The sequence below is a fragment of the Helicobacter sp. MIT 99-5507 genome (assembly GCF_003364295.1).
Taxonomy (GTDB): Bacteria; Campylobacterota; Campylobacteria; order Campylobacterales; family Helicobacteraceae; genus NHYM01.
This window is the reverse complement of sequence record NZ_NXLO01000004.1, coordinates 203642-223696: the sequence shown is the minus strand read 5'-3', so window position 1 is coordinate 223696 and position 20055 is coordinate 203642. Positions and strand designations below refer to the sequence as shown.

The 20055-nt window shown below is 29.1% G+C and carries 23 protein-coding genes and 4 tRNA genes; 3 read left to right on the top strand and 24 right to left on the bottom strand.

Translation table 11 applies throughout. The features are described 5' to 3' along the window. Positions 1-3 precede the first annotated feature (3 nt). From acpP to CQA42_RS07865, 19 genes are all read right to left on the bottom strand, one after another. Entirely contained in the window at positions 4-234 is a 231-nt protein-coding gene (acpP, locus tag CQA42_RS07955; RefSeq protein WP_115584155.1) for an acyl carrier protein, read from the bottom strand. Between the two features lie 57 nt (positions 235-291). Beyond that, entirely contained in the window at positions 292-1035 is a 744-nt protein-coding gene (fabG, locus tag CQA42_RS07950; protein ID WP_115584154.1) for a 3-oxoacyl-ACP reductase FabG, read from the bottom strand. A 9-nt stretch (positions 1036-1044) separates the two neighbouring features. Continuing rightward, entirely contained in the window at positions 1045-1257 is a 213-nt protein-coding gene (gene rpsU, locus CQA42_RS07945) for a 30S ribosomal protein S21 (RefSeq protein ID WP_112060695.1), read from the bottom strand. Between the two features lie 88 nt (positions 1258-1345). Further along, a complete protein-coding gene (locus CQA42_RS07940; RefSeq protein ID WP_115584153.1) occupies positions 1346-2275 on the bottom strand; it encodes a ribose-phosphate pyrophosphokinase in 930 nt (309 codons plus the stop codon). A 187-nt stretch (positions 2276-2462) separates the two neighbouring features. Then, complete coding sequence (locus tag CQA42_RS07935; protein WP_115584152.1) at positions 2463-2870, bottom strand: thioesterase family protein; 408 nt, start codon at positions 2868-2870, stop codon at positions 2463-2465. Continuing rightward, on the bottom strand, positions 2851-3807 hold the full coding sequence (locus tag CQA42_RS07930) for a hypothetical protein (RefSeq protein WP_115584151.1): 957 nt from the start codon (positions 3805-3807) through the stop codon (positions 2851-2853). The genes CQA42_RS07935 and CQA42_RS07930 overlap by 20 nt, the downstream gene beginning before the upstream one ends. Positions 3808-3809: 2 nt before the next feature. Then, positions 3810-4520, bottom strand: coding sequence for a glycosyltransferase family 2 protein (locus tag CQA42_RS07925; RefSeq protein ID WP_115584150.1), 711 nt, complete (start codon positions 4518-4520; stop codon positions 3810-3812). 7 nt (positions 4521-4527) lie between these two features. Then, entirely contained in the window at positions 4528-6129 is a 1602-nt protein-coding gene (locus CQA42_RS07920) for an AMP-binding protein (protein WP_115584149.1), read from the bottom strand. Positions 6130-6144: 15 nt separating this feature from the next. Next, positions 6145-6570, bottom strand: a complete 426-nt coding sequence (locus tag CQA42_RS07915) for a hypothetical protein (RefSeq protein WP_115584148.1) — start codon at positions 6568-6570, stop codon at positions 6145-6147. A gap of 106 nt (positions 6571-6676) precedes the next feature. Further along, the gene (locus CQA42_RS07910; protein WP_115584147.1) at positions 6677-6928 is read right to left on the bottom strand and encodes an acyl carrier protein; all 252 of its coding nucleotides are present in this window, start codon (positions 6926-6928) and stop codon (positions 6677-6679) included. A 1-nt stretch (position 6929) separates the two neighbouring features. Beyond that, complete coding sequence (locus CQA42_RS07905) at positions 6930-7181, bottom strand: phosphopantetheine-binding protein (protein WP_115584146.1); 252 nt, start codon at positions 7179-7181, stop codon at positions 6930-6932. After that, on the bottom strand, positions 7175-7918 hold the full coding sequence (locus tag CQA42_RS07900) for a 1-acyl-sn-glycerol-3-phosphate acyltransferase (RefSeq protein WP_115584145.1): 744 nt from the start codon (positions 7916-7918) through the stop codon (positions 7175-7177). Before CQA42_RS07900 ends, CQA42_RS07905 begins: the two co-directional genes overlap by 7 nt. Further along, positions 7905-8591: a beta-ketoacyl synthase chain length factor gene (locus tag CQA42_RS07895; RefSeq protein WP_115584144.1), complete on the bottom strand. Its 687-nt coding sequence runs from the start codon at positions 8589-8591 to the stop codon at positions 7905-7907. The genes CQA42_RS07900 and CQA42_RS07895 overlap by 14 nt, the downstream gene beginning before the upstream one ends. 64 nt (positions 8592-8655) lie before the next feature. Continuing rightward, complete coding sequence (locus CQA42_RS07890; protein WP_408941443.1) at positions 8656-9873, bottom strand: beta-ketoacyl-ACP synthase; 1218 nt, start codon at positions 9871-9873, stop codon at positions 8656-8658. Beyond that, positions 9867-10577, bottom strand: coding sequence for a 3-oxoacyl-ACP reductase FabG (gene fabG / locus CQA42_RS07885; RefSeq protein WP_115584142.1), 711 nt, complete (start codon positions 10575-10577; stop codon positions 9867-9869). The genes CQA42_RS07890 and fabG (CQA42_RS07885) overlap by 7 nt, the downstream gene beginning before the upstream one ends. Next, a complete protein-coding gene (locus CQA42_RS07880; RefSeq protein ID WP_115584141.1) occupies positions 10570-11010 on the bottom strand; it encodes a thioester dehydrase in 441 nt (146 codons plus the stop codon). Before CQA42_RS07880 ends, fabG (CQA42_RS07885) begins: the two co-directional genes overlap by 8 nt. Next, the gene (locus CQA42_RS07875; RefSeq protein ID WP_115584140.1) at positions 11011-12165 is read right to left on the bottom strand and encodes a beta-ketoacyl synthase N-terminal-like domain-containing protein; all 1155 of its coding nucleotides are present in this window, start codon (positions 12163-12165) and stop codon (positions 11011-11013) included. Beyond that, the gene (locus CQA42_RS07870; protein ID WP_115584139.1) at positions 12162-12512 is read right to left on the bottom strand and encodes a hypothetical protein; all 351 of its coding nucleotides are present in this window, start codon (positions 12510-12512) and stop codon (positions 12162-12164) included. The genes CQA42_RS07875 and CQA42_RS07870 overlap by 4 nt, the downstream gene beginning before the upstream one ends. Continuing rightward, a complete protein-coding gene (locus tag CQA42_RS07865; RefSeq protein ID WP_115584138.1) occupies positions 12500-13708 on the bottom strand; it encodes an NAD(P)/FAD-dependent oxidoreductase in 1209 nt (402 codons plus the stop codon). Before CQA42_RS07865 ends, CQA42_RS07870 begins: the two co-directional genes overlap by 13 nt. Before the next feature lie 113 nt (positions 13709-13821). On the opposite strand from CQA42_RS07865, the gene CQA42_RS07860 reads away from it, so the two are divergent. The 3 genes from CQA42_RS07860 to CQA42_RS07850 are packed head-to-tail and all read left to right on the top strand — an operon-like array spanning position 13822 to position 17170. Continuing rightward, on the top strand, positions 13822-14349 hold the full coding sequence (locus tag CQA42_RS07860; RefSeq protein WP_115584137.1) for an outer membrane lipoprotein carrier protein LolA: 528 nt from the start codon (positions 13822-13824) through the stop codon (positions 14347-14349). A 50-nt stretch (positions 14350-14399) separates the two neighbouring features. Continuing rightward, positions 14400-16571, top strand: coding sequence for a hypothetical protein (locus CQA42_RS07855; RefSeq protein ID WP_147289275.1), 2172 nt, complete (start codon positions 14400-14402; stop codon positions 16569-16571). Further along, positions 16568-17170 carry a 4'-phosphopantetheinyl transferase superfamily protein gene (locus CQA42_RS07850; protein ID WP_115584135.1) on the top strand — a complete coding sequence of 201 codons (603 nt, stop codon included), beginning with the start codon at positions 16568-16570 and terminating at the stop codon, positions 17168-17170. Before CQA42_RS07855 ends, CQA42_RS07850 begins: the two co-directional genes overlap by 4 nt. Positions 17171-17393: 223 nt before the next feature. On the opposite strand, the gene CQA42_RS07845 is transcribed toward CQA42_RS07850, so the two are convergent. The 5 genes from CQA42_RS07845 to feoB all read right to left on the bottom strand — a co-directional run bounded on the left by CQA42_RS07845 (position 17394) and on the right by feoB (position 19983). Further along, a tRNA-Arg gene (locus CQA42_RS07845) sits at positions 17394-17470 on the bottom strand. Positions 17471-17482: 12 nt separating this feature from the next. After that, a tRNA-Arg gene (locus tag CQA42_RS07840) sits at positions 17483-17559 on the bottom strand. Positions 17560-17564: 5 nt separating this feature from the next. Next, a tRNA-His gene (locus CQA42_RS07835) sits at positions 17565-17641 on the bottom strand. Between the two features lie 16 nt (positions 17642-17657). After that, positions 17658-17735 (bottom strand) — tRNA-Pro (locus CQA42_RS07830). A 91-nt stretch (positions 17736-17826) separates the two neighbouring features. Then, entirely contained in the window at positions 17827-19983 is a 2157-nt protein-coding gene (feoB, locus tag CQA42_RS07825) for a ferrous iron transport protein B (RefSeq protein WP_115584134.1), read from the bottom strand. Positions 19984-20055 lie beyond the last annotated feature (72 nt).

Sequence of the window (20055 nt, the reverse complement as noted above, 5' to 3'; positions counted from 1 at the left end):
AAATTATTTTTTCTTTTCTATATAATCTACTACATCTTTCACTGTTGCTATTTTTTCAGCTTCTTCATCTGGAATCTCGATTTCAAATTTTTCTTCTAATGCCATAACCAACTCTACAACATCAAGAGAATCTGCACCTAAATCATCAACAAATCTAGATTCTAGCTTCACTTCGCCTTCATTAACACTTAATTGCTCAACAATAACTGCTTTTACATCATCAAAAACTGCCATAATAAACTCCTTTATAAATAAAAAATTAATTGTAGCAAAAAATAATACAACAATTTGCTACATATACAAACCGCCATTTACTCTTAATACTTCACCTGTAATATAACTAGAATTGTCACTAAGTAAAAATGCTACAGCATTAGCGACATCAATACCACTACCAAATCTAGCAAGTGGTATATTTTTGACATAAGCATCTCTAATATCATCTTTTAGATTTGCTGTCATCGCCGTATCTATAAATCCTGGAGTAATAACATTAAATCTTACATTACGAGGAGCACCCTCATATGCAAAAGATTTACTCATTGCTATTACTCCACCTTTAGATGCAGCATAGTTAGCCTGACCTGCATTGCCACGTTCGCCAACAATTGATGAAATATTTACTACACTGCCAAACCTGTTTTTAGACATAAGTTTTAGTGCTTCCCTACACCCTATAAATGTAGAAAGAAGATTAGATTCTATAACATTTAAAAATTCTTCATTTTTCATTCTCATTGCTAGCTTGTCATTTGTGATTCCAGCATTATTAACAAGGTAACTAAGCCCACCATCACAATCTATAATAACTTTTAGCGCATCTAAGAATTCGCTCTCTTTTGAAACATCAAAAGAAATGATAGCAGCACTACCGCCATTACTTTCAATATCATCTTTTACTTTTAAAGCAATATCTTGATTACTTCTATAATTAATCCAAACCTTTAAATCATAAGAACCTAAAACTCTAGCGATATCTGCACCAATACCTTTGCTGGCACCAGTAACTAAAACATTTTTACCACTAAATTTCATAATACAACCTTATAGCCTAGATTCATAACGTCTTAAAACATACAAACGTTTTAACATTTTTTTCTTAGCATTTATTTTTTGTTTTTTACGTTTTTCTGTTTGAGATTCAAAGAATCTTCTAGCCCTACTTTCGGTTACAACAAGATTCCTATCAGCTTGTTTTTTGAATCTTCTATATGCTTCATCAAAGCTTTCATTCTCTCTTATTTTAATTCCGGGCATCTATCATCACCACCATTCTTGTTAAGATTAAAAGTTACAATACTAACACAAAATCAATAAAAATAAAATCAAAGTATCAATGATTACATTATAAGAATAATGAATTCACGCTCTCATTATGATGGATTCTGCGTATAACTTCTGCAAATAGTGGTTCGACACCTAAAACTTTTATTTTTGAGCTAGTATTGTTAAATGGTATAGAATTTGTTACCACTACTTCATCAATTGCTCCATTTTCTATTTTTTCTACTGCATTTCCGCTAAATACCGCATGCGTGCCAAAGGCAATAACACCTATAGCTCCATTTTTTTTCAATACTTCAGCAGCTTTTACCATAGTGCCTGCTGTATCAATGATATCATCTACAAGTATCACGGTTTTACCATTTACATCACCTATGATATTCATAACTTCACTCTCATTGGCTCTTTCGCGTTTTTTATCAACGATAATCAACCCAAGTCCAAGCTTATTTGCAAACTGCCTTGCTCTTGCTACGCCTCCTATATCTGGAGATGCAATGATTGGATTTACTAGATTCTTTGATTTTATATAATCATAAAAAACAATAGAGCCATACAAATTATCAACAGGAATATCAAAAAAACCTTGAATCTGACCTGCATGTAAATCCATAGTAATAACCCTATTTACACCTGCACTCTGCAATAAATTTGCTACAAGTTTAGCAGTGATTGGAACTCTAGGGGCTGCTTTTCTATCTTGCCTTGCATAACCAAAATAAGGAATAACAGCATTGATATTTTCTGCACTACTTCGCCTAAAAGCATCAACCATAATCAAAAGCTCCATTAAACTATCATTGACTGGGCAACAAGTCGGTTGCACGATATAAATATCCTTGCCTCGCACACTCTCGCTTATTTTGACATTAATTTCACCATCACTAAATCTATTTACTTCTGCATTAGATAATATAATATCTAAATATCTTGCTAATTCCTTTGCAAAACTTGGGTGGGAAGAGCCTGTAAAAATCTTAAATCCTCTCATTAACATAAACCTTTTTATTTTTCTAACAATTATAAGATAATTAATTTAACAAACAATTATAAATTACGAATTTAAGTTGCAATAAAAGAATATAAAAGAAATATCATAATATATAAATTTATCTATATCTTACATTTTTTAAAAATCATAGAATCTTTAATTAAAAACTATAACAATCTATCTATATTTATAAAGATTTAGCTTTTAATATGGCTGTTTTTAGCTCATTTGGAATAGAATATAATGTCTGATTGTCCAATGTTACTGCTACTTGAGTTGTGCTAGCTTTTGAGATTTTTATCCCATCTTTGCTTAAGATGATATAACAAAACTTTAATGTTATATCGCAATCTAGTAGGCTTATTTCTACTATAAAATCATCATTAAAATGTATGGGATTAATATATTTTATATCAATTTTAACAATAGGTAGAGCAAAGCCATTATTTTTCATTTTGATATAGTTAAAATCTAGCTCATCAAAGAGTCTGCAACGCGCCATTTCTAGATACTTTACATGATTACCATGCCACATAATGCCCATAGGATCAGCATCAAAAAATTCAGCCCTAAATTCATATCTTCGTTTTAACATCTTGATTCCAATAATCATAAAAATTAAACCACAATTGTGGATTTTTTATCACTCTTTTTTCTAGAGATTTGATATATGCTTGCATTATCCAAATAACACTCTTTGCTCTATCTTTTTTTAGATTTACTACTCCATCTTTATTATCATCACTACGACTGATTTGCTCTATTTCTATATGATATTTTCCACCAATCCTCTCACACCAAAGAGTATTGATTCTAGTTTTTAAAATCCCTGCTATTAAATAAGCACCCATAGAAAAACAGCAACTTTTGCCAAGAAAATCTAGCTTAATATTTTTATCACTTGATAATGCGACTCTATCTCCCATGATCCCTATATGCATACCATTTTCTACTATATTTTGTAATTCTAAAATAGTAGCAAAATCTAAATCATCTATAAAAATCATTTTTAGTTTATTTTTGCTTATTTTATTTATCATATCCAAAAATGCACTAGAATTACTTTTATAAACTAGAATCACTATATTTAACTTTGAAAAAGAATTTGACAAAGCACGTGCTATTTCTATATTTCCATAGTGGCTTGTAAGCAAGATTGAACCCTTAAGCCCACCTTTTAATTCTTTATTTAAAGTATCTACATTTATTATATTTAAATCTTTATATTGTATTTTATTTTTCCAAACAGCAATTTTATCGCATATTGATATTCCAAATTCATAAAAATTACGATAAATCATGAAACTTTCTTTAAAGAATCCAGCTTTTTTTTGATTGGTATAAATTGCAATTTGTTTATAAAATTCTCTTAATTTCAATCTTTCATTTTTAGAGATTAAAAAATATATTAAAGTTACAAAAAATACAAATGTATAAAGTAAAAACTTAGGAAGCAAATCGACTAAGGTTATAGTTAGATTTAGCCAAAAGATTCCAGCTTTCTCTTGTTTTTGCCACCAATTTTTAGTCATATTTATTCTTTTATGTATTTATTAAATATAAATTTAGGTAATCCAAAAAAATGCCTAGCATGCATTTTGCTAATTAAAATATTATCTCTTAGGGCTTTAAAATGCGATACACCATCACTATCATATTTGATTCTTACATCAATCCATTTAAAATCAATCATATTTTTGTAAGCTAATATTAAAATATCTATATCAAAATCCATTCTATTACTTTTACACTCTTTTAAAAGAGGATAAATTAAATATAGTGGATAGATTCTCATTCCACACATTGTATCTTTTAAATTACCACCTAAAGTATTTATATACACCCAAAAATTTGTTATTTTTCTACCATACAATCTAGATTTTGGTGCATCTTTACCATATATGGGATTAGCACAAATTAGTGAGTTTGGATTGCTTTTAGATAAAGTTATAAAATCATCAATTTTGCTTAATTCATGTTGCATATCTGCATCAATTTGAAATATATGAGAATACATAAGATCTTTTGCCAAATTTAATCCACTCTTAATAGCAGCACCTTTGCCACCATTGTGTTTTCTTGTCAGAATCTTTACATCTTTTAGGTTATTTAAGACTATTTTTGAGTCTGCATTAGAACCATCATCTACGATGATAATATCTATTTTATACTTTGATATATAATCTACTAATTTTTCTATAGATTCAGGATGATTATAAAATGGAATTAAAAATGCAAATTTCATATATATCCTAAATATTAATCTTTAAGCGACCATTAGAACACTCTTTATCATTTGCAAATATTTTAAAATATAGCTTATTTTCTGTAGTTTTTATCTCTAGGCTGGCTTCATCACAAGGACGTAAGAAATTCATAAATTTGATAGTTTCAATATGTTTTATATTCTCATATTCTAATCCTAAATGCTCTTTTATCGCATTAAAAACAAAACCAAGCTGGATAAATCCAGGAACTAATGGATAATCTAAAAAATGTCCACTAAAATAAAAAGAACCCTCATCAATATATGCATTTAGTTTTAATGAGTTTGCATCTTTTGAGACTAGCTTAAATTGTGGTTTTATTTTTGCATTTATAGAATCTAAAACTGCATTTTTAGGGAGCTTACCATTAGTATTTTTAGGAAGTTTTGAACGTATATAAAAGTATCTTAATTTGCTATTATATTCTTTTGTTACTAGAGTGTTTATCTGCTTTATTATTTCTTTTTTACCTTTATTTCTAAAGAGATTCTTGCCATCTTTGTTTAATACTAAGATTGCAGCCAATCTTTTATATCTATCATCTTGTGATATTGCTACATCCTCTATAATTGGACTTTTTTTAATGATATTCTCTAACTCATCAAGATTAAGTCTTTTATCATGAAGTTTGATTATTCTATCATAGCGACCAATAATTTTTAATCTATCACCTTCTATCTCTACACAATCATTAGATAAAAATCCACCTTCACAATCTTGCCATGGTGATCTTACAATAAGACGCGATTTATCATCATGGCTAATTTTAACATCAGGAAATACCCTAAATGCACCATCTATATTACTAGCAATCACTCCAGTCTCACTACTACCATAAATCTCTATAATTTGTGATTTTATTAGCTTATTTAAAATCGCTCTTGTGCTTTCATTTAGCTTAGAGCCAGCGGTAAATATGGTCGTAATTTTATTAAATTCATCTATATTATTTTTCTTAGATAGTGAATCAAGAAGTACAGGAGAGCTTAAAAGTATAATTTTGTGATTTTTAGAATCTAGATTTGCTATATTAGCACTTAATAATTCAGGATAATTTAGAGTTTGACAATCTATATTTACTCCACTTTTTAATGCTACAAATATTTTAAATGTAAGCCCAAATAAATGTTGATGTGAAATGCTTGATAAAATTGTAGTATTGCTTTTGATATTAAAATGATTAGATAAAAAAGTAGCCTCTTTAATCATTTGATTTATAGATTTTTCTATATTTTTATGATTTCCACTGCTACCTGAAGTCTGTATAAAAAATACAGAATCTAAATCCAATTTCATCAAAGTAGAATCAAAATCGCTACAATCTGACAAAAGACTGCTTATAGATTCATCATCAAAAAATGCTCTATCCTTGCTTGGCAAATTATATGATAATAAATAAGGTTTGCTTTTATTTAAAATAGCTCCAAAAAATGCAACCATAAAAAGATAGCTATTATTGGTAAAGATTTCTATATATTGTGATTTTAAATGTTTAGAAAAACTATATATATCTTTTAAAAAATTATCAAAGCTTTTTTTAGAACCATTAAAAATAAAAGATGAATTTGGATTAAAATTATTTAACATTAAAATATACCTGCATTATGATACCTGTAAAATAAATTTTCTATATAAAAACTCAGCTATAAATAAGATTCCAATTAAAATATAGCTAACTACGCCACAATAAATCATCCAATACACTTTATCTTCTAAAAATATAAGGCACAATGATATCAAACCATTTATAATAAAAAATAAAATCCAAATTTTAGTTAAATTTCTAGTATATTTTATAGCTTTGTTATCTAATACTTTTCCTCTTATTTGAGCTTGTTTTTTTGCTATTTGCGTGATTAGTGCCTCACCATTTAGTGATAGTAAGAATACTATGCAAAAAAGCATATTTATAAATACTGGATATATATATATTAAATCTTTTAGTCCTATTAAAAAATGTATTAAAAATATAGAGCCAAGCAGAATCCAAGCCAATCTTTGCCAAGAATTAATACTTAAAGCTCTCAATATACAAATCCCTATCATAGCTATAAAAATAAATGTATTTTCAGGGAATAGGAATAACAAAAAGGGATAACAAATCCCAATACATACTAATATAATATTAAATATTTTAAGAAATCTGGGATAATTTCTTAAAGACAACATTGACAATATCACCCAAAGTTCTGATCTCTTTAAAGTCGGCAGCATCCATTCTGTAGCCTGTTTTTTTCTTGATATAATCTAGCATATCGATTGCATCTATACTATCAATTTCTAAATCCTCATATATTTTAGCTTCAAGTGTGATTTTATCTTTTGGTATCTCAAAAAGCTCAATTAAAGCTTCTTGAAGCATAGTAAAAATTTGTTCTTTAGTCATATCATTTCCTTTGTTCTGCTATAAATTCACTTAAACTTTTAACACTATAAAATATAGATTTTAAATCCATTGTTTTAGCATCTAGCTCTATATTATACTCTTTTTTAATAGCTAGGCTAAGCTCTAGAGCATCGACACTATCAAGTCCTAAGCCATCATTAAAAAGTGGTGCGTTTTCATCAATATCACTTAGTTTTAAATCTGGTAGATTTAATGATGTAATAATTAATTGTTTAACTTCATCAATTAGCATATTATCTCCTTTTTATAAATTTCATTCATAGTTTGATATAGTGCTTTTACACGAATTGAATTTGGTTTATCATGTAAAAATTCACTTATTTCTAAATTTTTATTAATTTTGATCTTATACTTTATCTTAGTTTTTGGGGTTTGATACCATTTAGCTCCCTTTTGTAAAGATCGTGGATTCATATAAATAAATATTGGTGTAATAACCCTTGCACCATGAATAGCAATATAAAATGGAGCTTTGTGAAATTTGATTATTTCTTTTGTTCTTGTGCCTTCTGGAAATACCAACAAACTCTCTCCATTTTTTAAAACTTCTAAGCTTCTATTTAAAAGATATTCATCTTTTGTGTTTAATATATAGTTAGATGCTTTAATAGCAGGGCTTAAAAATATATTTTTAGATAAATCATTTTTTACTATACAATTGATTCGTTTAACCTTTGATAAGATAAAAACAACATCTAGCAAAGAAGGATGATTGGCAATTACTAATTGACTAGCCTTACCAAGCTTGTTAAAGTTTTCAAATTCATAATCCAAATATCCAAGAATCTTAGTAGAAAATATAAAAAAATTCCAAGATAAATACACCAAATCACGTGCAAGATTCTCAAAAAATTTAAATTTATTTAGTCTTAGGATTATTATTGGTAAAAATACAATATTGCCTACTAAACATATCAAGCCAAATAAAGAAAATAAAAAACCTGCAAGTAAGATTCTAACTATCTGCACAGCTTATAGTCCAATTCCATTTTAAATTTGAATCTACGCTCCAAGAATGATTTTTCACATCAATAAGATTGCTTAAAAGTAAAAAAGGGCTTTGATAAATATGATTATCTTTTGGCTCTTGTGAAGAAAAATTAAGAGTGCAAACACATTTTTTATATTCTTTATCTAAAAGCATTCCTAAAGCATAATATGAGAAATTCTCAAAATCATTCGAAATCTCTTCATAGTTGATTAAAAGCACTTTTTTATCTGGTTTGATAATAGCATTAATAAGACCATATTCTAGGCTATTTTTAGAGCTAATACTAGATATTTCATTTTGATTTTTATAAAATATAGCCATTTGTGCAGGTGTAGCATTTAATACAGATAAAGAAAAAGCTGTAGGAGATACAAAATCCTCTTTTAAATTTTTAAGCAACTTAACACAATGATTACTCTCTCCACTAAAAGAACTAAATACTATGGGTATATTTTGCAATATTTCTTTATCTATATTTAGAGAATCTACTATGTTTAATGCACATTTTAAAGCATTCAGCATTCTCCTTAATTCCATAGCTCCAAATTTAAGATTAAACTCTTTTTTGTAATGTTCTAAATGACTAAATTCACTAGGTAAAATAAAATTAGGAGATATTATGGCACTTACTTTAGAAATTCCAATTTGCAAATAATATTCTCCTTAAAAAATATTTGATTAAAAGGTGCAATTCTAGCTAAATCTTTATATTTGTCTATACTTTTTTAAAGATTAAAGATGTATTTACACCGCCAAATGCAAAATTATTATTCATCACATAGTTTGTATTTATTTCTTTAAAATCTTTTAAATAGTCTAATTTTGCACATTCACTATCTACATTTTCTAAATTGATAGTTGGGGCAAACAAACCTTCATTCATCATCTCAATACTAGCTACACTCTCTATTGCTCCACAAGCACCAAGAGTATGACCAATATAACTTTTTAATGAACTAATAGCAACCCTATCTCCAAAAAGATTATTTGTAGCATGAGATTCTACTATATCTCCCCATTTTGTAGCTGTAGCATGGGCACTGATATAACCTATCTTATCTGGAGTGATATTGGCATCTTTTAGAGCTAATTTCATTGCACTTTGCATAGTTTTTGCTTCAGGTTTTACAACATGAGTCCCATCACAAGTTGAGCCAAAACCTACAACTTCAGCAATAGGTTTAGCTCCCCTTTTAATCATACTTTCTTCTCCCTCTAATACTAGCATACAAGCTCCCTCACCAAGAACAAGCCCATCACGATTGATATCAAATGGACTAGGAGTTAGATTTGGTGTAGAGTTTTTCTGACTTGTAGCATATAATGAATTAAATACATAACACTCACTAGGACAAAGCTCTTCAGCACCACCTGCTAACATAATTGGAATTTTGCCATATTTGATTGCTTCATAAGCATACCCAATAGCATGGGATGCAGATGTGCAAGCTGATGATGTAGGTATCATACGCCCTTTTAATCCATAAAAAATTGCAATATTTGCAGCTGTTGTGTGTGGCATAGATTTTATATACGAGTTTGCATTACAATCACTCTCTCCTGCAAACATAAGTTTTGCAAGCTGCATGATTGCATCAGTGCTTCCAGTGCTTGATCCGCTTGCAACACCCATTCTTCCATCCTTAATACTCTCATCTCCAAAAAGCCCAGCCATTTTCAAAGCAAGTCCAGCTGCTTCAACACTATATTGCGATACTCTTCCAAGGCTTCTTAAATCTTTTCTACTCCACTCTTTTGGATGTGAGTAATCTATAATTGGTGCAGCCAAATATGTGGTCAATTCTTGATATTTTTCCCATTCTTGCATATATTTTACAGCATTTTGTTTTTTAAGCAAAGCACTTCTAAATTCACTCCAACTTTTGCCAAAAGTGCTTACAATCCCATATCCTACGACAAATACTCTCAACACAATCCTCCATTTACTCCAATAACTTGTTTTGTAATATAACTAGCCTCATCACTTAATAAAAAATTTACGAGCCCACTTACTTCATCTACATTACCACTACGTTTAGCAGGAATTAACTTTAATATTTCATCTAGCGGAATGCTTACTTGTGTTAGCTCAGTATCAATTAGTCCTGGTGCTACTACATTTACGGTTATATTGCGACTAGCTAGCTCTATAGCTAAAGATTTTGCTGCTCCTATTAATCCTGCTTTTGATGCACTATAATTACTTTGACCTCTATTGCCTATGATTCCAGATACAGAGCTAATTACTACGATTCTACCTTGTTTTTTTCTAATAATTGGCATTAAAAGTGGCTTTAATACATTATAAAAGCTATTTAGATTCACATTAATTACATTCTTCCAATCATCTTCTTCTAAACCTACAAAAGTATTATCATTTGTGATTCCTGCGTTTAATACTATTCCCCATAGAGCTTGATTTGAATTAGCAAACTCATCAAGCACTCTTTTGCATTCATTTGTATCTGCTACATCAAAAATCAACGCTTTTGAATTTAGCTCATTTTTTGCATTTTCTAAAGACTTAGAATCGCTTTTACCATGCAAAATTACATCATATCCATTTGCCTTCAATCTTCTTGCAATACCAAGACCAATTCCCCTGCTTGAGCCAGTTACTAATACAGATTTATTCATTACTTGCCTTTAAGATTTCATCTAATTGTTCTTTAGATGGATTAAACAAACTAATATTTGCACTTGCTACCAATTCATCATTTACAAATACAGAACTCTCATATACACCCATTCCATTAAAATCTTCTGAAATGATAGTTTTTGTGATTAACTCATCTTTGATTTTTAAATATGGCTTATATATCTCAAATTTTCTAGCCCCAAGTAAAAAACCAAGTCTAAAACTAGAGCTTTTATCACTTAAACCACGAAATACCACTAAGCTTTGAGCCATTATCTCTAAAGTATTAAATGCAGGAAAGAGATTATTTTCTAAAAATGGATTATCTTTATTTATTATAGTTTTGGTGCTAATAAAATCATTTCGTCTTTCTACTATGCTATCTATTAAAACCATATCTCCACTATGAGGCATAAGCTCTCTTACATACATCTAAACTCCTAATATAATAACGCTATTATCTCCACCAAATGCAAATGAGAGAGATAGTGCATTTTTAATATTTTTACTTATTTTTTCTTCAATTAGGCAAATTTTAGGAATATCTAAATCATATACTTCATCATAATAATGCGGTGGTAATTGACTTTGATTATTTATTGAACTTTGGTTTAGAATTTCACTACAAACCATAGCTTCTAGCGCTCCAGCAGCACCCAAAGTATGCCCCATAACACCTTTTGTGCTACTACATGGAGTTTGAGGAAATATATCATTTATCAAATTTGCTTCCATTTTGTCATTTGCATATGTTCCTGTGCCATGCAAGTTAATGTAATCAATCTCACTTGAATCTAAATTTGCCATTTTAAGAGCTAATAAAATAGCATTTTTTTGTGCTATAAAATTTTCATTTGGTTTAGTGATGTGAAATGCATCATTATTAGCGCAAAATCCTTTTAGTTTGATATTAGATCTATCTTTGCTAAGTATAAATAGCGCTCCTCCCTCAGCGATATTTATACCATTTCTGTTTTTTGAAAATGGTATTGCATTATCTTGTGGTGGGGTTAAAATATCTAGACTATCAAATCCATAAATAGTAAGAGTATTTAGGCTATCAACTCCACCACAAATAACAGCATCACACAGATTGGATTCTAAAAGTCTAGCAGCTTCTATAAATACCTTAGCTCCAGATGTGCAAGCACAAGAGATTCCAAAAGCTAAAGATTTAAGCCCTAGATATTCTTTTATAAATTCACTTGCATTTGATAGGGAATTTCTACTATAAAACAAGTCTGGACTAATATCTGGCATCGATTTATAATTTTCTTCTACTCCAGCAGTGGTAGTGCCTATAACTACTGCTATTCTATCTTTGCTATATTTTTTAAATAGTTTATCTAATGGCTCATTTAGATTCTGCAATACTTGATGCAAAATCAGATTTGTGCGCGTATTATAAACTTCTTTAATATTTCTATCAAAATCTGGTAAATTCTCTATTTTGCCAACCATAAAATCTCTGGATTGGATTGTATTTTTAGTGATAGATGGAATCTTTGCAAAGATATTTTGCATTATCTGTATTTTAGAGATTCCAAGGCTACAAGCCCCATCATAAGCATTTATATATATATTCAAAGCTCTACCATCTTAATTCTTTTATCTTTTAAAACAAAGTCTTTATGTTTAATGTCTTTATCTATCATCTCTAAACTCTCAATAAATAAAAGCTCATAAAAGCTATCTCTAGGAAGAAATTTAGTAGATTCAAATACGCCATCTTTTAGCACTTTATTTGCTTTTGGCACTCCAAAAGTATCAAAAATAGCAAAATTGTAGCCATCATTTTTGGATATATAAAGTATATGCATTACTCCATCAATCTCAACGCTAAAATGCTTTTGGGTAAAATCAATATCATAGAGTTGATATTTAGCACACCCTAAAAACAATCCTATAAATAAAATTAGTATTATTTTTTGCAAAACTTAGCCAATACATCTAAGGCTTCATCAGAGCGAGTTGCATATGGGTTATTTTTATCCCAAGCATATCCAGCTAAGATTGAGCAAATTTGTCTTTTTACTTTATGGTTTTCTATTTTTGTATAGATTACATCTTGGAATTTACCATCATACCAACCCTCTACATATGTTCTAAAGCTATTTATACCAAACATCAGTGGCTCTTCATACTCTTTTTTCATATCTACATTTTGATTGGTTAAAATTTTAACCAAAACATCACTTGCAAGCTTAGCTGAAACCATGGCTATAGTGACACCGGAACTAAACACAGGATCTAAAAACTCACTTGCATTTCCAAGTAAAATATATCTATCTCCATATAGTTGTTTTACATCTTTAGAATATGAGCTAATAGTTCTAACAGGAGTATCCCAAAGGGCATTGCCCAAAAGACGATTTAACATAGGTGCTAGATATACATGGTGCTTTAGTATTTCCTCATCGCTAGCTCCTGTATTAATTCTAGATTCTTCTCCTACTACCCCGATGCTACATCGTCCATTAGAAAATGGAATTAGCCAAAACCAAACATCTCTAAAATTTGGATGAGTTGTAATTAAAATCTTATTTCTATCATATAGAGGTTCATTGATATTATCTTGAATATGTGTAAAATAAGCTTTTTTAGGAGTTAATGTAGATGGCACTTCTAAATTTAACTTCCGTGGCAAGACACGCCCATATCCGCTAGCATCAACTATATACTTAGCCCTTATTATATCGCCATTACTTAGCTTTACTTCTACATAATCATCTAAAAACTCAAGATCTTCTACTGCAATCTCAAAGCATACATCTACGCCTTGTTTTATCGCTTCATTGATTAAAATCTCATCAAAAATACCTCTTTGCACTTGAAAAGTCGTGCCATATCCAGTGCTAGATTTATCACAAAAATCAAAATATCTATATTCATCTTTAAAGCTAAATGCAGCACCATTTTTATATTGAAATCCATGTGCTTCAACAGCATCCAAGAATCCAGCCTCATGCAAAATATTCATACAATTAGGCAACAAACTCTCACCAATTACAAAACGTGGGAATCTTTCTTTTTCTACGCATAAAACATCAATCCCCTGTTTATTTAATAAAGCACTAACGATACTTCCACTAGGTCCAGCACCAATTACTAATACATCTACAGAACGCATAATTTATCCCTATTTAATATCATATTAAGCTATAAAAATTTGTAATGCTAACATAAATTTGATAGGATTACAAAGTATTTTTTAGATTCTATTTGCTTTTAAAAAGGTTTTAAATGAGGTTTTTTCTATTTTTTATACTATTTATATCTTGTTTATATAGTTTTGATTTAAAATATTTAGAAGAGATTCACTCAAAAAGTCAAAAAGGAGAATTTCTCCAAGAAAAACATCTAATCAATTTTAATCAAATTTTAAAAAGTAGTGGTGAATTTGAAATACAAAATGGTATTTTGATATGGTCTATCTTATCGCCAGTGCAACAAAAATCTAAAATCACCAAAGATGGAATCTATATAGAAGATATTCATACAAAACAATGGCAAAAACTAGATAAAAATTATGATAAAGAGCTAATTTTAAGTCTTATAACCTTTAATTTTAAAGAGATACAAAATGAATTTGATATATCTTTAAGTGGAGATAAGAATAATTGGAAAGTAGATTTAAAACCAACAAATATATGGCTAAAAAAAATTTTTACGCTAATCACTCTAAGTGGCAAAGATAGAATCCAAGAGATGATTTTAAAAGAGGTAAATGGGGATCAAACGATAAATAAATTCTATTTTAAAAAATATTGATGAATAATAAAAAATCTATATATATAATCTTTACTATATTAAGCATACTGATGCTTTGTATAGTGTTAATCTCTTTTGGTAAGATTAAAAGTGATGTATATACTCTTATTTCTTTAGATTCTAAAGATGCCTATATACTAGAATCTATACAAAAAAGAGAATCAAAAACAATTATGTTTCTAAGCTCAAATTTAGATTTACTCAAATCCTTTGAAGAGAATCATTTATTTAAAGAATTTCATCTAAAGCAAGATATTACAGATAAATTTTTAGAAAATTTAAAGATATCTAGCTTAGCTACAATAAATACCAAAATCTATAATATGATTATAAATAATCCTGATGAGTTTTTTTTAGAAAATGCACAGGGACTATATAGTCCATTTATCTTTCGTACTATTAGCAGTGATTTTTTAAATTTTAGCTCATATTCTACATTGTTGATGCCTAGTAATTTTACTTTGGATTTAAAAACTCAAACACTAAAGGCTAATTATGAAGGAAAGGATTATTATTTTGCATATGCAACAATTAATGATAATTTTAAAAGCGCAGATTTAATTAGCTTTTATACAGATTCTAAAGCAAAAGCTTTAGAATCTCAAGATGAACTATTAGTGATGAGCAGTGAGCTTTTTGGTGCATTTGCAAACAAAGAGGGTAATATTGAGAGTGTTTTTATGGGAACTCTATCTTTGATACTTATCTCTATTTTGCTATTTTTTGCTTTTAGTAGCTGGAAAATCTCAAAACTTATAATAGTGATAATTTTTAGCTTTTTATGTGGGCTTAGTAGTGCTTTTTTGATATTTGATTATATTAGTTTATTTAGTATTGTTATTAGCATTAGTTTAATTGGACTTATTTTAGATTTTGCTATGCATTTTTTAGGCTATGTGCAAAATAGACATATCAAAATAGGCGATATTAGAGGATTCTTATATATATTTTTGATTGGATTATCTATCACGACTTTGGGATATGCTCTATTTATATTTGCCCCTATGAATTTTTTAAAAGAAATAGCAGTAATATCTATTTTTAGTTTGATTGGTGCATTTTTTTCTACATATTTTTTACTTCCCATTGTTTTAGAAAATCACTGCTTTAAAAGTCATAGATATTTTGAGAAGTTTATTGATAAATTTATTGCTTTTAACTTTTTTATTTTGAAGTATAAAAGATCTTTTTTTGGTTTTATTGCTTGTATTTTTATATTATCAATTATATTTTTAATACATATTTTGCCAAAGATAGATTTCAAAGATGATATTAGAAACTACTCATCACTAAATGCAGAGCTGCTTAATGATACGAAAAAATTTATACAAATTAGTAAAACTTCGGCTCAAAATAGCTTTATTGCTATAGGATTCTCTGCAAATGAAGATAAGATTAAAAAAGAAAGATCCCTTTTAAATGATCTAAATATTACCAAATATAATGGTGCTAGCAATGTGTTACTTAGTGAAGATGAACAAAATAATCTTAAAAATAAGCTAATAAAATATTCAAAAGATTCTCACTTAATGCAAAATTACCCAAATCTAGGTATTGATTTAAATTTAGCAAAAAAATCTTTGGTTGATTTTGCAAATTTAGAGATTCTATCTTTTGATAAATTTAATGATATGTTCAATCCAGCACAAAATCCACTAAGACAATTTATGTTTGATAATAATACAAATTTAGTTTTTATAGATTCTAGTGTTGTATTGCCTGATAATCTTGATGAGATTCTAGCTAAGTATGATGCTAGCTATTTTAATCTAGTTCAAAGCATTAGTAACAATTTTACTCAAGCCAAAGAATACGCTATCATCCTAAAGATTATTGCATATACTCTAGCTTTCTTGATATTTTTGTATTTTTTTAAATTCATTAAAGCTTGTATTATGCTTGGAATTATTCTCTCTGCTACATATTTTAGTGTGATTTTACTGCTTGTTTTTGGGGTAAGCTTTAATATATTTACAATATTTGGATTTATACTAGCAAGCACCATTGGAGTGGATTATGTGATATTTGCTACAAATAAGAATCTCTGCATCCGTGAGAGATATTTTGGCATAATTTTGGCTAGCTTGACTAGTATTATATCTTTTGGCATGCTTGGATTTAGCAATACTTATGCAGTTTTTGGTTTTGGTGTTAGCACTGCTTTATGTATGTTTTTATCAGCATATTTTGCACTTTTGTATGCAAGCTATAAAGCTACATGAGAATCTTTTTATTAAAAATACTTAAAAAACCTAAGATAGTTTTTATTGAGAGTTTAGATAGATTGATACTAAAACAAAATGAAATTTTATTGCTCTTTGGCAGCGATGAAATGCTTGATAAATATAAATATGAGAATCTATCTAAAAATGATCAATTAAGAGTAGATTCTAATCCAAATCTAGATAACAAAAATGAATTTAAAATATCTCGAGCATTAATATTTGAATTTGAGAAAAATTATATACATCTAAATACTCAAACTATATACAAATCAATAAGTCATAGTGCAAATCATGCTATTTTGGCTATTAGCCTAACTAGAGTGGGTGTAGATTTGGAGTGTGTTAAAAATAGAAATTTTTATCCTTGCTTGGATTTTTGTTTTAGTGATTATGAAAAACATCAAGTGCAAAACGCAGCAAATCCGCTAAATGAATTTTATAAAATTTGGACATACAAGGAAGCTATGATAAAGCTTTTTAATCTTGGATTCTATGCTTTGGATAAAATGAAAGAAAATACTTCAAGCCATTTTAGCAATACTTTATATAGTGGAAAACTAAAGTTTATTTATAGTGTTGCATATATTACTTTTTAACAAATCAACACTTCCTACTTACTCATCCTTTTACATATCCACAAGCAATAAAAAAATAAGCTTATAGCCTTTTTAGTAAATATTAGATTCTTACAAAACTATAATAAAAACCTCTGTTATAGGATAGAAATTTATTAAATCTAAATCAAGAAAAAATTTAAAAAGAATCTAGAAATAGTAAAATTAGTTATTTGACTTATGATAAGTTTAGTGATAGATTTAGTGGTACGCTCGGCAGGACTCGAACCTGCGACCTACGGCTTAGAAGGCTGTTGCTCTATCCAGCTGAGCTACGAACGCAAAAGACACTAATGGCACGCCCGAAGGGACTCGAACCCCTAACCCTCAGATCCGAAGTCTGATGCTCTATCCAGTTGAGCTACGAACGCTTATGTGGGGTGAGTGATGGGATTCGAACCCACGACCCCCAGAGCCACAATCTGGTGCTCTAACCAACTGAACTACACTCACCATGCTTTTACCATTATGGTCGGGGCGAAAGGATTCGAACCTTCGACCCCTTGGTCCCAAACCAAGTGCGCTAACCAGACTGCGCTACGCCCCGAAAAATTAAACATTTTAGGTAAAAACAAAGAAGTTAGGTATACCAAATAAAAATGTCGATTATATTAAAACAAGCTACAATTGTCAATATGCTAAGTTAGCAACTTAGCTATTTCATGACCTATAAATGCTAATATATAAGCAACTGCTGTGGTAAATATAAATAAATATAAAGCATATATAGATCTTCTAGCCTCTTTTGTGAAAACTATTGTTGCAGCAAAGCAAGGAATATAAAACATAACAAACAAAATAAATCCTACTGCGGTAGGAAATGTTATATTTGTTTTTATAACATCGCTTAATGCTTTTGTGTCATCTTCGCTTACTTCACCTAAAGCATATAAAACACCCATTGTAGATACAACAACTTCTTTTGCAGCAATACCTGTTATAAGTGAAATAGAAAGTTTCCAATCAAAGCCAAGTGGAGCAAAAAGAGGTGCTACACTTTCGCCAAGAATACCCATATAACTATGCTCAAGTAATTCTGCATCTCTAGTGTTTTCTAGCTTTGTTATTTCTTCTTGTAATGAATTTGCCTCTGTATCATTATTGGTATTTTCATTTATTAACACTTCATATTGTTCTTGAACTTGTGCAATTTCTTTGTCGTATAGTTGAACTATATCTTGATTTATAGGATATTGCGATGCAAACCATATCAAGACTGAAGCAGCAAAAATAAATGTCCCTGCTTTTCTAACATAAAAATAGCCCTTATTCCATACCGAACGACATACTAACCCAAATGATGGGATTCTGTATTTTGGCATCTCCATTACAAATGGTTCGTCATCACCCTTAAATGCTGTCAATCTTAGAATCTTTGCAAATATCAAACCAACAATAAAGCCTAAGATATATATTCCAAAAAGAACATTTCCTGCATATTTCTCGCTAAAAAAAGCACCAACAAATAAAACATACACAGGCAATCTAGCACTACAACTAATAAAACCGATAATAAACATTGTAATCATTTTGTCAGTATGATTTTTTAGCACTCTAGTGCTCATATATGCAGGGATAGAGCACCCAAAGCCGCTAACTAATGGAATAAAACTCTTTCCATGCAAACCAAATCTGTGAAAAAATCCATCTAATAAAAATGATACTCTAGCCATATAACCCGTAGTCTCAAGTAAAACAATTCCCAAAAACAAAATAAGAATAAGAGGCAAAAATGAAATCACAGTTCCAACACCGCCTATAATACCATCTGAAATAAGAGAGGCTAAAAAATCATTTTGTATGTTTTCTTTTACTATATCACCAAGCCATGCAAAAGAATCTTCAATCCAACCTTGAGGATATGAGCCTATATTGAATGTGAGATTAAATAACAACCACATAAGAAATAAAAATATAGGGATTCCAATGTATTTATTTAACAATATAGAATCTATCTTACTTGTAATATTATCTTTATCTTTTGCTTTAAATTTGCATACTTCCTTGCAAGCACCTCTTGCAAATGAATAATCATCATTCAAAAATATCGATTTGATATTTTTTTCATCACTTTGCAAATATAATCTTTTTATAGAATCTTGCAAAAGTAGATTTAATTCAACCCAAAAAGGTTTATCATGAAATAATTTGTATATTTTTTTATCTTGAGATAAAAGACTTACAGCTAGATATCTTGGAGAATCTAGTGAAATATCATTTTGAACAAAAAATTTAGATATTTTTTCTATTTCTTCTTCAATAAAATCAGCATAAATCCTTTTTGGTGGGCAAAATGGCTTTGAATGTATATCAATTATCTTATCAAGCAATGAATTTATATTTTCACCATCTTTGGCTGATACTAATATACTCTCTACTCCAAATATATTTGATAATTGCTTAGAATCTATGATAATGCCTTCTTGTTTTGCTTCATCATACATATTTAGTGCGATTATCATTTTTTTATTTAGATACATTAATTGTGTGCTTAAAAATAGATTCCGCTCTAGATTTGTAGAATCTACCACATTTAATATGACATCAAATTTTTCATTCAATAAAAAATTAGTTGTGATTTTTTCTTCTTGTGAATACTCATTGATAGAATATGTACCTGGTAAATCTATGATTCTAATCTTATGATTTTTGTATTCTAATGAAGCTTCAGCTTTTTCTATTGTTACACCAGTAAAATTACCAACATGCAAATTTGAACCACTAATTTTATTGATAAGAAGAGTTTTTCCAACATTAGGTTGTCCAACTAAAGCAATAACTATTTCTTTATCCACTATTACAAACCTCAAAAATATTTAAAAATTAAGATTGTAATAGGATTTGCTTATATTAAAATTAATTCTTAT